Below are 12944 nucleotides of genomic sequence, written 5' to 3'. Positions count from 1 at the left end.
AACGTCACACCTCCTCGGTGAGCAGCGGGTATACGCCGTTCTCGTCGTGGTCCTCCCGGCCGGTCACGGGCGGGTTGAACACGCAGAGGCAGCGGAAGTCCTGCTTCACCCGCAGCGTGTGCCTCTCGTGCCCGTCCAGGAGGTACATGGTGCCGGGCGTGATGGTGTGCTTCTGCCCGGTCTCGTGGTCGGTCAGCTCGGCCTCGCCCTCCACGCAGACGACGGCCTCGATGTGGTTCGCGTACCACATCGACGTCTCCGTACCCGCGTACAGGACCGTCTCGTGCAGGGAGAAACCGACCTTCTCCTTGGCGAGGACGATGCGTTTGCTCTCCCACGTACCGGACGCCGCCTTCACGTGCCGGTCGGTACCTTCGATCTCCTTGAACGAACGGACAATCACGGTGCTGCGATGCCTCCTAGATGGGTGGTGCTCGGTGGGTCAGGCGGTCTCTCGGACGGCGCGGGCCAGCATGCTGAGGCCCTCGTCCAGTTCCTCGGGCGTGATGGTGAGTGCCGGGAGCAGCTTCACGACCTCGCTCTCCGGGCCGGACGTCTCGATGAGCAGTCCGAGCTCGAAGGCGCGCTTGGCGACCTTGCCGGCACGCTCCTTGTCGTGGAACTCCAGGCCCCACACCAGGCCGCGGCCCCGGTACTCCTTGACGTCGGCCAGGTTCTCCTCGGTGATGGAGATCATGGCCTGTTCGACCTGCTCGCCGCGCTTGCGGGTCTGCTTCTCCATCGCGGAACCGTCGGCCCAGTACGTCTCCAGGGTCGCGGTGGCCGTGACGAACGCGGGGTTGTTGCCGCGGAAGGTGCCGTTGTGCTCGCCGGGCTCCCAGACGTCGAGCTCGGGCTTGAACAGGCACAGCGCCATGGGCATGCCGTAACCGCTGATCGACTTGGACACGGTGACGATGTCCGGCGTGATGCCCGCCTCCTCGAAGGAGAAGAACGCCCCGGTACGGCCGCAGCCCATCTGGATGTCGTCGACGATCAGCAGCATGTCCTGCCGCTCGCACAGCTCCGACAGGGCACGCAGCCACTCGGGCCGGGCCACGTTGATGCCACCCTCGCCCTGCACGGTCTCGACGATCACGGCGGCCGGCTTGTTGAGGCCCGAGCCCTGGTCCTCCAGGAGCCGCTCGAACCACAGGAAGTCCTCGACCGTGCCGTCGAAGTAGTTGTCGAACGGCATCGGGGTGCCGTGCACCAGCGGGATACCGGCGCCGGCCCGCTTGAAGGCGTTGCCGGTCACGGCCAGCGAGCCCAGCGACATGCCGTGGAAGGCGTTGGTGAACGACACGATCGACTCGCGCCCCTTCACCTTCCGCGCCAGCTTCAGCGCGGCCTCCACGGCGTTGGTGCCGGTCGGGCCCGGGAACATGACCTTGTACGGCAGGTCGCGCGGGCGCAGCAGCAGGTTCTGGAAGGCCTCCAGGAACGTGCGCTTGGCCGTGGTCGACATGTCGAGCCCGTGCGTGACGCCGTCCCGCTCCAGGTAGTCGATCAGCGCGCGTTTCAGGACGGGGTTGTTGTGCCCGTAGTTCAGTGACCCCGCTCCGGCGAAGAAGTCGAGGTACTCATGGCCGTCCTCGTCGTACATGCGGCTGCCCACCGCACGGTCGAAGACGGTGGGCCAGCCGCGGCAGTAGCTGCGCACCTCGGACTCGACGGTCTCGAAGACGCTCAGGTCGGGCTGGGTGATGGTCACGACGAATCGCTCCTCGGTACGTGGGAAAGTCTGCGGGAGTGGGGTGGGGCGGGAAGTCTCAGTGGGGCAGCGGGCCGATGCGGTACAGCACCTCTGCGTCGTGCGGCCCGTCGGGGAACAGCCCCGTGTCGAACAGCACCTCGCGCTCCAGCCGCGCGCCGTGACGCTCGGCGAACGACGTGAACAGGCGCTCCGAGGCCGTGTTGCCCGGGGTGATGGTGGTCTCCACCGTCGTCACCCCGCGCTCGGCCACGGTCCGTGCGACGAGGCCGTCGAGGAGTGCGGCGGCCAGTCCCCGCCCGCGGTGGGCCTCGTCCACCGCCACCTGCCAGACCAGCAGGGTGCGCGGGCTGTCCGGCCGCACGTACCCGGTGATGAAGCCCATCGGCTCGCCGTGCTCGTCACGGGCGACGGCCGATGTGGCGGCGAAGTCGCGGCACCACAGCAGATAGCTGTAGGACGAGTTCAGGTCGAGAACCTTCGAGTCCTTCGCCATCCGCCAGAGCGCGGCTCCGTCAGCCACCGTCGGGCGGTCGATTAGCGGATCTGCTTGTACGGCAGTCATGCGAAATAAATTTACCCAGCGAAATTCAAAATTGCATCGCCTATGGGGGTTACGTATGAGCCACACCTGTGTTATCGCGCGAGCGCGAGGCATCGTGCCCACAGGCGGCGCAATGCCCGATATTGTCCCGGTAATACCGGGCATAGCGGGCGCGATGTGTAACGCGTCACACCCTTGTAACCCGTGCAAGATCCGCCAGAATTACCTCGCGGCAGGTCCTCAAAATCAGTGCGTTTAGGACCGAAAAAAGCGGGCAGAAGAAGACGGGAAGCTATTCTTGAGGGAATTCGACTTCTTAATTGTGTGCCAGCTTACATGTGAGATGTCTCGGATAGCAGGTGGAATTCAGGCCCCGGTCACTCCGTCGATGCGCTCCCGCAGGAGATCGGCGTGACCGTTGTGCCGTGCGTACTCCTCGATCATGTGGATGAGCACCCAGCGCAGGCTGACCTCCATCCCGGGCACCGGCCCCTCGGCCACCCGCCCGATGTGGTCCAGCGGCAGCCCGGCGCACAGCTCCCGGCCTCGCGCGATCTCCTGCCGCCAGATCCCGAGTGCCTCGGTGAGCCCGCGCCCCGGATCCAGGGTGTAGCCGGTCGCGTCCTCGAACAGGGACGGTACGGCGAGCCCGCCGGCCACCCGCTGGAACCAGTTCCGCTCGACCTCGGCGAGATGCTGCACCAAACCGAGCAGGGTCAGCGAGGACGGCTCGGCCGCCGCGATCCGCACCTGCGCGTCGTCGAGCCCGGCGCACTTCAGCTCCAGCGTGGCCCGGTGGAAGTCCAGCCAGCTCTCGAGCATGGCCCGCTCGTCGCCCGTGAGGCGGGGGACGGGGCGGCCGTCGGGGAGGGCGGGGGTGTCAGCGGATGCGTCGGCAGTCATGCGGGGAGCATGGCACGGGGCACTGACATTGATGCCGGTACTCGGTTCCGGTGGTCCGGCGCACCTCGGCCGAGGGCTACCGCCACGCCTCCTCGACGGCCCGCAGCGCCGCCTCCACCTCCACCGGCAGCCCCTGCTCGGAGAGTGCCACGCCCAGCGCCGCCAGACTCGCCCGCACCGCCCCCGGCGTCGCCTCCGCGCCGTAGTGGTTGACCCGGATCATCTCCTTGGCCAGCGCGCCCCCGCCCGCGGCCAGCGGCACCGCCGGATCCGCCTCCAGCGCGCGCCGGACCAGCTCCGAGGCCACCACCCCGGACGGCGTCCGCAGCGTCGTGGCGACCGGCGCCGCGTCCCGTGCCTCGGCCACGTACGGCTCCAGTCCGCCACCCAGCGCGACCGCCCCGGCCCGGGTCGCCGCCGCGGCGGACGCGTGCCGGGTCATCAAGGCTTCGAGGCCGGCCGCCTCGATGCGCTCCACACAGGCCTCCAGCGCCAGCATCTCCAGCTGCGCCGGCGCGTGCAGCAGCGCCTTGCGGCCGCCGTCGATCCACCGCTCCTTCCAGTCGAGGAGCGACAGGTACGACCTGCGCGGCGCCTCGGGGTTCGCCGCCATCCGCGCCCAGGCCCGCTCGCTCACCGACACCGCCGACACCCCGGCCGGACCGCCCATCGCCTTCTGCGCTCCGATCACGCACAGGTCCACGCCCCACGCGTCCGGCAGCACCGGCTCGGCTCCGATGGACGCCACGGCGTCCAGGTAGAACAGCGCCCCGTGCGCCCGCACGACCTCGCCGATCTCCGCGACCGGGTTGGTGTTGCCGGTGGCGGCCTCCGCGTGTACCAGGGACACGAAGTCGATGCCCGGGTGCTCGGCGAAGGCCTGGTGGATCTCCTCGGCCGTGACCGCCGTGTGGAAGGGCACCGGCAGGTCGATGACCGTGGCGCCGCAGTCCCGCAGCCAGTCGCCGAAGGTCTGCCCGTACGGCCCCGTGATGACGTTCAGCGCCGTCGTGCCCGGACCGGCCGCGGCACGGATCGAGCCCTCCAGCGGCAGCAGCGCCTCGCCCTGCATGATCACGACGTCCTGTCCGGTGCTCAGCAGCCGTGCCACACGGTCCTCGATCGCGGCGAAGCGGTCCGCGCCGAGCGGGGCCAGGTCCAGAAGCGGATGCGTCACGGCAATGCTCTCTTCACTCACAGCAGGTTCGATCGCATCGAGGGTAACCGGCGGCCTTCGGCCCCCTGCGCGGCGAGGCCCGCGGACACCGGCCCCCTTCGAGGTCCGGCGGCCGGCTTACTAAGGTGCGGTGCATGAGCGATCAGGCGGTGCTGCACGTGAAGGGCCGGGTGCTCGTCGGACCCGAGGACGTCCGGGACGACCTGTGGGTGGTCGACGGCCGCGTCTCCTACGACCGTCCCGCCGGCGCCCGTGACGTCCGCACGGTCGTCGGCTGGGCCCTGCCCGGCCTCGTCGACGCGCACTGCCACGTCGGACTCGACCGGCACGGCCCGGTCCCTGAGGACGTCGCCGAGAAGCAGGCCCTGACCGACCGGGAGGCGGGCACGCTGCTCATCCGCGACGCCGGGTCGCCCTCCGACACCCGCTGGATCGACGACCGCGAGGACCTGCCGAAGATCATCCGCGCCGGGCGGCACATCGCCCGCACCCGCCGCTACATCCGCAACTACGCCTGGGAGATCGAGCCGGAGGACCTGGTCGCCTACGTCGCCCAGGAGGCCCGGCGCGGCGACGGCTGGGTCAAGCTGGTCGGCGACTGGATCGACCGCGACCTCGGCGACCTGTCGGCCTGCTGGCCCCGCGAGGCCGTCGAGGCGGCGATCGCCGAGGCCCACCGCCTGGGCGCCCGCGTGACCGCGCACTGCTTCTCGGAGGACTCCCTCAGGGACCTCGTCGAGGCGGGCATCGACTGCATCGAACACGCGACGGGCCTGACCGAGGACCTCGTCCCGCTGTTCGCCGAGCGGGGCGTGGCCATCGTCCCCACCCTGGTCAACATCGCCACCTTCCCGCAGCTCGCGGACGGCGGCGAGAGCAAGTTCCCCCGCTGGTCGGCCCACATGCGCCGGCTCCACGAACGCCGCTACGACACCGTCCGGAACGCCTACGACGCCGGGATCCCCGTCTTCGTCGGCACCGACGCCGGCGGCGGCCTCGCCCACGGCCTGGCCGGGGCGGAGGTCGGCGAGCTCGTCACCGCGGGCATCCCGCCCGTCGAGGCCCTCGCCGCGGGCACCTGGACGGCCCGCGCCTGGCTGGGCCGCCCCGGCCTGGACGAGGGCGCCCCGGCCGACCTCGTCGTCTACGACGAGGACCCACGGGCCGACGTACGGGTGCTGACGGCGCCGCGCCGGGTGGTGCTGAACGGGCGCGTGGTCGGGTAGCCGCGCGGGTGACGGCGGGGAACGCCTGTGCCGGTGGATTCGAATGGATCCACGGTCTCGCCACGTTGGAGTGAAGCGGCGGCAGATCGCTGACGCCGTACGCCCGGTGCGGCGATTCTTTCCGGGTCCCGAGCCTGTCTCTCCTGGAGTCCCCACCGTGAACAGCCCTTCCTTCCGCATGCCCGCACGCCGGCTGGCGACCGTCGCGACCGCCACGGCCCTCGCCGCCGGGCCCCTGGCACTGACCGGCGTGAGCCCGGCGCACGCCACCGGCGACCACGGCCGCGCGAGCGCCGTCGTCCTGCGCACCGGGCTGGAGGTGTCCCTGCTGAACAAGTCGGTGGACGTCCCCCTCACCGTCTCCCTCAATGACGTCCAGGCCCCGCGGAGCGCCGAGAAGACCACGCTGACGGCCTCCCTCGACGCGGTGGACGCTGGCCGGCCCTTCAGCGTGCTGCGCGCGGAGGTGGCCGAGGCGAGAGCCACGGCAACCGCCACGAAGGCCGAGGGGACCACGACCCTGGCCCACGCCCGCCTGCACGTCCCCGGCCTGCCACTGCTGTCGCTGATCGAGGTCGAGAAGGCCACCGCCAGGGCCACCTGCGAGGTCGGGAAGAAGCCGGTCGCCACGACCGGCCTGCCCGGCGCGGTGACCGTGCTCGGCAAGCGCGTGGCCCTCACCGCCGGGGGCCCGACGGACGTCAAGGTGCCGGGCGTCGGCGACGTACGCCTGGACCTCTCCAGCACCCGGACCACGGCCCGGACAGCCGCCGCCACCGCACTCGAACTCAAGGTGTCCGTCAACCCGTTGAAGCTGAACGTCGCCGAGGTCGACGGCACCGTCACCCTGGCCGAGGCGACCTGCGGAACACCGCGGCCCGAGGCCGCCGCACAGCCCCCGGCCGAGCCGTCCGCCCCGCCCGCCGCCGTCGAACCGCAGGGAGCGCCCGCGGACGCGGGCCTGGCCCAGACGGGCGGCAGCTCGACCACGCCGTACCTCGTGGGCGCCGCGATCGCTCTGCTCGCCGCGGGCGGGGGAGCGGTGGCCCTGGCCCGCCGCCGGGGCTGACCCACCGGCGGCGTCAGTCCGTCAGTGCCCGCTCCAGCGCCCGCAGAAAGCCGTCGGTCGTCCTGCGGTCCCGCACCGCCAGCCGCAGCCACTCCTCGTCCAGCCCGGGGAACGTGTCCCCGCGCCGCACCGCGTAGCCGAGGTCGCGCAGGCGCCGGCGGACGGCGGCCGCCCGTGGCAGGCGCACCAGGACGAACGGGCCCTGCGCGGGCCCGGCGACCCGCAGCCCGGCCGGGGCGAAGCGGTCGAGGCCGGCCAGCAGGTGCGCGCGGTCCGCCGCGACGCGGTGCGCCGCGTGGGCCGCCTCCGCCACCGCCCGCGGCCCCACGCACGCCTCGGCCGCGGCCAGCGCCGGGCTCGACACCGGCCACAGCGGCTGCGCACGCTGGAGCTCCTCGACGGTCTGCGGCGCCGCCAGCGCGTACCCGATCCGCAGACCGGCCAGCCCCCACGTCTTGGTCAGGCTGCGCAGCACCACCAGGCCCGGCACGTCGACGCGGCCGGCCAGGGCCTCGCGCTCGCCCGGCACCGCGTCCATGAACGCCTCGTCCACCACCAGCACCCGCCCGGGCCGGGCGAGTCCGGCGATCGCGTCCGCCGGGTGCAGCACCGACGTCGGGTTCGTCGGGTTGCCGATCACCACCAGGTCCGCGTCCTCGGGGACGGCCGACGGGTCCAGCCGGAAACCGTCCGCCTCCCGCAGCAGCACCCGGCCGACCGTGTGCCCCGCGTCCCGCAGCGCCGCCTCCGGCTCCGTGAACTGGGGATGCACGACGACCGGCCGCCGCACTTTCAGCGCCCGCGCCAGCAGCACGAACGCCTCCGCCGCGCCCGCCGTCAGCAGCACCCGTTCCACCGGCAGCCCGTGCCGCGAAGCCACCGCAGCCCGCGCGGCACGCCCGTCCGGGTAGGCCGCGAGCCCGCCCAGGGACGCGGCGATGTGCTCCCGCAGCCAGACCGGCGGCGTGTCAGCGCGGACGTTCACGGCGAGGTCGACGAGCGAGCCGCCGTCGTCCCGGACCTCCGCGTCCCCGTGGTGGCGCAGATCGTGCCCGCTCTCAGTGCGCATGCGAGTGAGCACCGTGGTGGTGCCCGTGCCCGTGCCCGTGGTGATGGTCGTCGTCGTCCGGGTGGAAGTGCGGCTGCTGCGGCATGCCGACCTTGTCCTCGAAGCCCGGCAGCGCGATGCGGTACACGCACGAGTCGCAGTTCATCCGCAGATCGCCCTTGACGGCCTCCTCGTACCGCTCCCAGACCAGGTCCAGCAGCTCCGGCTCCGGCCCGATGACATCGGCCGAGAGCACCTCGACCTCCGGGTGGGCGGCCGCCCAGCCCTCCGTCTGGTGCCGCACCCGGTCCGGCAGGATGCCCGTGAACAGGAAGTAGGGGAGGACCACGATGCGGCGGGCACCCAGCCGCACACAGCGGTCGAGCCCGCTCGGCACGTCCGGCGCGGCCAGCGACACGAACGCCGTCTCGACACCCGCGTACCCGCGCCCCTCCCACAGCAGCCGGGCCGCCTTGTGCACCTCGGCGTTGGCGTCCGGGTCCGTGGAGCCGCGCCCGACCAGCAGCACCGTCACGTCGGCCCGGTCCCCGGGCGTGCGGCCCGCCGACCCCAGGGCCTCGTCCAGCCGCCGCTCCAGCACGTTCAGCAGCGCCGGATGCGGGCCGAGCGGACGCCCGTACGTGTACGAGATGCCCGGGTGCCGCTCCTTCTCGCGGGCCAGGGCCGCCGGGATGTCGCCCTTGGCGTGCCCGGCGGACACCAGCATCAGCGGGACGGCGGCGAACCGGCGCACGCCCTGCTCCACCAGCTCGGTGACGGCCTCGCCCAGCGGCGGCGGGGACAGCTCGATGAAGCCGCCCGCGACGGGCAGTTCGGGGTGCCGGGCCCCCAGCCGCCGTACGAAGTCGCGGAACGCCTCGGCTCCGGCGTCGTCCCGGGTGCCGTGGCCGGCGATGAGCAGGGCGGGCGGGGTGGTCACAGTTTCTCCTCGGCGGAAGTGGGGTGGTACAGCAGGGCGTTGAGCGCGGCGGCGGCGACCGCCGACCCGCCCTTCTCGGACACGTTGCTCACGGCGGGCAGTCCGCTCTCGCGCAGCGCGGCCTTCGATTCGACGGCTCCGACGAAACCGACGGGCAGTCCGATGACGAGCGCGGGGCGCGCGTCGAGGGTCAGCAGCTCCTCCAGCGCGGTCGGCGCGTTGCCGATCACCCAGAGGGCACCGGGGCCGACCTGCTCGTGGGCGAGCCGGATCGCGTGCGCGGAACGGGTCAGCCCGGGCCCGGACTCGGCGTCCTTCAGGCGGCAGACGGTCTCGCGCCGGGTGATCCCGGCGCCGACCATCTCCACGTCCACGACCACGGGCGCGCCGGCGTGCAGCGCCGCGTGCGCCTTCGCCAGGTCGGCCTCGGCCATGACGAGGTCGGTGGCGTAGTCGAGGTCGGCGGCGGAGTGGATGACCCGCTCCACGACCGCCCTGGTCAGCGGCGGGAAGTGCGAGGTGTCCAGCCGGGCCCGCAGGCGCCGGTAGGACTCCTCCTCGATCGGATGAACGACGCGGTTCACTCGGCGCCCTCCTGCGCTGCCTGCCAGCGGTAGCCGCGCGGCGTCACCATGCGCCCCGCGATGTCCCGGGTCGCCGTGTTGCCCACGGTCACGACCGTCATCATGTCGACCGTCGCCGGATCGAGGGAGCCCAGCGTCGTGAGCCGGCTGGACTCGTCCGGCCGCGAGGCGTTGCGCACGACACCGACCGGCGTCGCCGGTGTCCGGTGCTCGGCGAGGATGCCCAGCGCCTTGGGGAGCTGCCAGTCGCGGCCGCGCGAGCGCGGGTTGTAGAAGGTGACCACGATGTCCGCCTCGGCCGCCGCCCGCACGCGCCGCTCGATGACCTCCCACGGCGTGTGCAGGTCGGACAGGCTGATCGACACGTGGTCGTGGCCCAGCGGGGCGCCCAGGATCGCGCCGGCCGCGAGCGCCGCCGTCACACCGGGCACACCGACCACGTCGATGTCGTCGGAGGCCTCGGCCAGCGCGGGGGAGGCCATGGCGTAGACGCCCGCGTCCCCGCTGCCGATCAGCGCGACGGCCTGCCCCTCGCGGGCCTCCGCGACGGCCGTGCGCGCCCGCTCCTCCTCGGCCCCGAGCCCCGACTCCAGGATCCGGGTGCCGGGCCGCAGCAGATCGCGGATCTGGTCGACGTACTGGTCGAGCCCCACGAGCACCGAAGCGCGCCGCAGTTCGGCCTTCGCGCGCGGCGTCAGCAGGTCCCGCGCGCCGGGCCCGAGCCCGACCACCGCGAGCCGCCCGCGCCCCGGCCGCCGGACGACGGCACAGGTCGCCATCGCCGGGTTCGCGGCCGACTTCCGCTTGGGGGCGAGCAGTTCGCCCCCGCCGACGAGCGCGGCGGCCTCCGCCACGGACGGGGTCCCGACGGCCGCGAGCGGCGCGTCGGACGGATGGGGCACGTCGACCCCGGCCAACTCCGCGGCCGGGTACGTCACCAGGGGCACACCGAGCCGCCGGGCGGCCTCGACGATGCCGGGCTCCCCGGCCTTGGCGTCGACGGTGGCCAGTTCGGCGACGGACGCGACGGACAGCCCGGCCTCGCGCAGGGCGTCCTCGACCAGCCCCAGGACCTCCTCGACAGGCGCACCCTTCGACGCCCCGACCCCGACGGCCAGCGTCGGCGGCCTCAGCACCACCTCGCGCCCGGCGGCCTCCACGAGCCGGTCGGTGAGCCGGATCGTGTACGCCCCCTCGGCCACCGTCGGCAGCGGCGGCAGCGGCCAGGCCACCTCGGCCCGCAGCGCCACGCCCTCGCCGTCCAGCAGGGCCCGCGACACCCCGGCGACATCGCCCTCCACGGGCAGGCCGAGGGTGTCCAGGCCCGGCAGGTCCACGGCGTCCGTGGCCGTCGTGACGACCGGCTCGGCGCCCAGCAGGTCGCCCACCTCGCGGGCCAGTTCATTGGCCCCGCCCGTGTGTCCGCCCAGCAGGGACACGGCGAACCGCCCGCCCTCGTCGACGCACACCACGCCCGAGTCCTCGGTCTTGCCGGACAGCAGCGGTGCCACCAGCCGCACCACCGCCCCCGTCGCCAGGAAGCACACGAGCTGCTCGCACTGCGCGAACGCGGCCCGTACGGCGTCCCCGACGGGACCCTCGTACACACGCGTGCGGTCCGGCCACGCGGCGGCCAGCCGGTCCCGCGCAGCCGCTCCCGCCGCGGTGGCGGAAATGAGGCCGATCACTGAGCAACTCCTTCTTCGACGGCTGCCGGAGGCCGGACGCCCCACAGCAGGAAAACGGGGTTGGCCGCCGCGAGCCGGGTCACCTGACCCGGCAGCGGCGCGAGCCGCGACGACTGCAGCAGCACGCCGTCGCAGGTGAGACCGGCGCTCGTCAGGGCCTCACGCGCGGCCGGTACCCGGTCGAGCGCCGCCATGGCGACGACCACCGTGCGCCGGGCACGCCGCGCACACGCGGCGACGATCGCGGGCAGTTCGCGCCCGCCACCCCCCACGAACACCGCGTCCGGGGCCTCGGCGAGATCCGCCAGCGCGTCCGGTGCCGCGCCGCGCACCACCCGCACGTCCACACCGTGCGCGGCGGCGTTGGCGCGGACCCGCTCCGCCCCGTCCGCGGTCTTCTCCACGGCGGTGACGGCCGCACCCAGCCGCGCGCACTCCACGGCCACGGACCCCGAGCCCGCGCCCACGTCCCACACCAGGTCGCCCGGGCGCGGCCCCAGCCGGGCCAGGGCCAGCGCCCGCACCTCGAACTTGGTGATCATCGAGTCCCGGTGGGCGAACTCCGCCTCCTGAAGGGCCCAGCCGGCGGGCCGCTCACCGGGCCCCGCGACCGTCCGCACAGGGCCGAGCGCCCGCGCCTGGTCCAGGCACAGCACGACGTTCACCGCCGTGCCCCAGTCCCGGGCGGCGGCCTCGGCGGGCGTCACCCGCTCCACGCGCTCCGCGTCCGAGCCGAGCCCCGACGCGACGACCAGCACCCGCGCCGCGTCCCGCAGCGCGGCACCCAGCTCCGCCGGACCCGCGCCCGGCCCGGTCAGCACGGCCGTCTTCGCCTGCGCCCGGCACACGTTGACGGCCGTCCGCAGTTCCCGCCCGTGGGCGCTCACCACCACGGCGTCGTCCCACGGCAGCCCGATCCGCGCGAACGCGGCGGCGACCGACGACACCCCGGGCCGCACATCCAGCCGCTCCGGCCCGAACCGCTCGGCCAGCGCCCGCACGATCCCGAAGAACCCCGGATCCCCGGACGCCAGCACGACGACCCGGCCGCCCTCGCCGAGCTGCCGTTCGACGGCGTCGAGGGCGGGCGCCAGCGGCCCGAGCACGATCCGCCCGGCCGTCTCCGGCAGCCGTACGGAGTCCAGATGCCGCCGCCCGCCGACGACCAGCCCGGCCCCGGCCAGGACGTCCTCGCCCACCGGGACCCCGGTGCCGGTCCCGACCACGGTGATCATGTACTGGCACCCCGTTCACGCAGGGCTCTGCGGGCCTCCGGGTCGGCCTTGCGGTAGCCGTGGAAGTGACCCGGGTGGTACAGGTGCGAGCGCGTGCCGTGCGCGTCGAGCGCCGGGCCGACCAGGAACAGGGTGTGCTTCCAGAGCTTGTGCTCCTTGACCGTCTCCTCCAGCGTGCCGATCGTGCACTTCACGATCAGCTCCTCCGGCCAGGTCGCCTGGTACGCCACCACGACCGGGGTCGTCGTCGGGTAGCCGCCCTCCAGCAGCTCCCGCACGAGCTGCCCGCTGCGGGCGGCGGACAGGAACACCGCCATGGTGGTGCCGTGCTTGGCGAACTCCCGGACCTCCTCCCCGGGCGGCATGGGCGTCTTGCCGCCGCCGAGCCGGGTCAGCACGACCGACTGCGCGACCTCGGGGATGGTCAGCTCGCGCCGGGCGAGCGCCGCGACGGCCGAGAAGGAGGACACCCCGGGCACGATCTCGGTCGCGATCCCGATCCCGGCACAGCGGTCGACCTGCTCCTGCGTGCCGCCCCACAGGGCCGGGTCACCGGAATGGATACGGGCGACCTTGAGTCCCTCGGCGCGGGCCCGCTCGTACACGGCGACGACGTCCTCCAGGGACATGGTCGCCGAGTCGAGGATCTCCGCGTCCTCGCGGGCGTGCTCGAGGACCTCCTCCTGGACCAGGCTGGCCGCCCAGATCACGACGTCGGCCTCGGCGATGGCGCGCGCGGCGCGGAACGTCAGCAGGTCGGCGGCGCCGGGGCCGGCACCGACGAAGGTCACTTTGCCGGCGGGGGCGTCGGCCATG

At 73.5% G+C, this 12944-nt stretch carries 13 protein-coding genes; 2 read left to right on the top strand and 11 right to left on the bottom strand.

Annotated features, from left to right (window positions below; translation table 11 throughout):
- Positions 1 to 4: 4 nt before the first annotated feature.
- The 5 genes from ACFU3E_RS13825 to ACFU3E_RS13805 all read right to left on the bottom strand — a co-directional run bounded on the left by ACFU3E_RS13825 (position 5) and on the right by ACFU3E_RS13805 (position 4338).
- On the bottom strand, positions 5 to 403 hold the full coding sequence (locus tag ACFU3E_RS13825; protein WP_031142802.1) for an ectoine synthase: 399 nt from the start codon (positions 401 to 403) through the stop codon (positions 5 to 7).
- Between the two features lie 39 nt (positions 404 to 442).
- Positions 443 to 1714 (bottom strand): diaminobutyrate--2-oxoglutarate transaminase, encoded by a 1272-nt coding sequence (gene ectB / locus ACFU3E_RS13820; RefSeq protein WP_384156256.1) that lies wholly within the window; start codon positions 1712 to 1714, stop codon positions 443 to 445.
- Between the two features lie 58 nt (positions 1715 to 1772).
- Positions 1773 to 2279 carry a diaminobutyrate acetyltransferase gene (gene ectA / locus ACFU3E_RS13815; protein WP_384156253.1) on the bottom strand — a complete coding sequence of 169 codons (507 nt, stop codon included), beginning with the start codon at positions 2277 to 2279 and terminating at the stop codon, positions 1773 to 1775.
- Between the two features lie 345 nt (positions 2280 to 2624).
- Positions 2625 to 3161, bottom strand: a complete 537-nt coding sequence (locus ACFU3E_RS13810) for a DinB family protein (protein WP_384156250.1) — start codon at positions 3159 to 3161, stop codon at positions 2625 to 2627.
- 76 nt (positions 3162 to 3237) lie between these two features.
- Positions 3238 to 4338, bottom strand: a complete 1101-nt coding sequence (locus tag ACFU3E_RS13805) for a pyridoxal-phosphate-dependent aminotransferase family protein (RefSeq protein ID WP_384156247.1) — start codon at positions 4336 to 4338, stop codon at positions 3238 to 3240.
- A gap of 134 nt (positions 4339 to 4472) precedes the next feature.
- Here ACFU3E_RS13805 and ACFU3E_RS13800 point away from each other — a divergent pair, with 134 nt between their 5' ends.
- Both ACFU3E_RS13800 and ACFU3E_RS13795 read left to right on the top strand, forming a co-directional pair.
- Positions 4473 to 5564 carry an amidohydrolase family protein gene (locus ACFU3E_RS13800; RefSeq protein WP_384156244.1) on the top strand — a complete coding sequence of 364 codons (1092 nt, stop codon included), beginning with the start codon at positions 4473 to 4475 and terminating at the stop codon, positions 5562 to 5564.
- A 157-nt stretch (positions 5565 to 5721) separates the two neighbouring features.
- Positions 5722 to 6633 carry an SCO1860 family LAETG-anchored protein gene (locus ACFU3E_RS13795; protein ID WP_384156241.1) on the top strand — a complete coding sequence of 304 codons (912 nt, stop codon included), beginning with the start codon at positions 5722 to 5724 and terminating at the stop codon, positions 6631 to 6633.
- A gap of 13 nt (positions 6634 to 6646) precedes the next feature.
- Here the strand turns inward: ACFU3E_RS13795 and cobC are convergent, their stop codons facing one another.
- From cobC to cobM, 6 genes are read right to left on the bottom strand one after another with little or no spacing between them, the layout of a single operon-like run.
- Entirely contained in the window at positions 6647 to 7702 is a 1056-nt protein-coding gene (cobC, locus tag ACFU3E_RS13790; protein ID WP_384156238.1) for an Rv2231c family pyridoxal phosphate-dependent protein CobC, read from the bottom strand.
- The gene (locus ACFU3E_RS13785; protein ID WP_189589933.1) at positions 7692 to 8621 is read right to left on the bottom strand and encodes a sirohydrochlorin chelatase; all 930 of its coding nucleotides are present in this window, start codon (positions 8619 to 8621) and stop codon (positions 7692 to 7694) included. The genes cobC and ACFU3E_RS13785 overlap by 11 nt, the downstream gene beginning before the upstream one ends.
- Positions 8618 to 9205, bottom strand: a complete 588-nt coding sequence (locus ACFU3E_RS13780; protein WP_384156235.1) for a precorrin-8X methylmutase — start codon at positions 9203 to 9205, stop codon at positions 8618 to 8620. The genes ACFU3E_RS13785 and ACFU3E_RS13780 overlap by 4 nt, the downstream gene beginning before the upstream one ends.
- Positions 9202 to 10893, bottom strand: a complete 1692-nt coding sequence (gene cobJ, locus ACFU3E_RS13775; RefSeq protein ID WP_384156232.1) for a precorrin-3B C(17)-methyltransferase — start codon at positions 10891 to 10893, stop codon at positions 9202 to 9204. Before cobJ ends, ACFU3E_RS13780 begins: the two co-directional genes overlap by 4 nt.
- The gene (gene cbiE / locus ACFU3E_RS13770) at positions 10890 to 12128 is read right to left on the bottom strand and encodes a precorrin-6y C5,15-methyltransferase (decarboxylating) subunit CbiE (RefSeq protein WP_384156229.1); all 1239 of its coding nucleotides are present in this window, start codon (positions 12126 to 12128) and stop codon (positions 10890 to 10892) included. The genes cobJ and cbiE overlap by 4 nt, the downstream gene beginning before the upstream one ends.
- Entirely contained in the window at positions 12125 to 12943 is an 819-nt protein-coding gene (cobM, locus tag ACFU3E_RS13765) for a precorrin-4 C(11)-methyltransferase (RefSeq protein WP_384156226.1), read from the bottom strand. The genes cbiE and cobM overlap by 4 nt, the downstream gene beginning before the upstream one ends.
- Position 12944 lies beyond the last annotated feature (1 nt).

The organism is Streptomyces sp. NPDC057424 (assembly GCF_042803315.1).
In the GTDB taxonomy this organism is placed as follows: Bacteria; Actinomycetota; Actinomycetes; order Streptomycetales; family Streptomycetaceae; genus Streptomyces.
The sequence above is the reverse complement of the archived record's forward strand: the minus strand, read 5'-3'. Positions and strand labels throughout refer to the sequence as shown.

What these genes read in the sequence shown, in the direction of transcription:
- ACFU3E_RS13800 (WP_384156244.1), top strand. Translation starts at nt 4,473, where the DNA reads ATGAGCGATCAGGCGGTGCTGCACGTGAAGGGCCGGGTGCTCGTCGGA.
- ACFU3E_RS13810 (WP_384156250.1), bottom strand. Translation starts at nt 3,161, where the DNA reads ATGACTGCCGACGCATCCGCTGACACCCCCGCCCTCCCCGACGGCCGC.
- cbiE (WP_384156229.1), bottom strand. Translation starts at nt 12,128, where the DNA reads ATGATCACCGTGGTCGGGACCGGCACCGGGGTCCCGGTGGGCGAGGAC.
- cobC (WP_384156238.1), bottom strand. Translation starts at nt 7,702, where the DNA reads ATGCGCACTGAGAGCGGGCACGATCTGCGCCACCACGGGGACGCGGAG.
- ectA (WP_384156253.1), bottom strand. Translation starts at nt 2,279, where the DNA reads ATGACTGCCGTACAAGCAGATCCGCTAATCGACCGCCCGACGGTGGCT.
- cobM (WP_384156226.1), bottom strand. Translation starts at nt 12,943, where the DNA reads ATGGCCGACGCCCCCGCCGGCAAAGTGACCTTCGTCGGTGCCGGCCCC.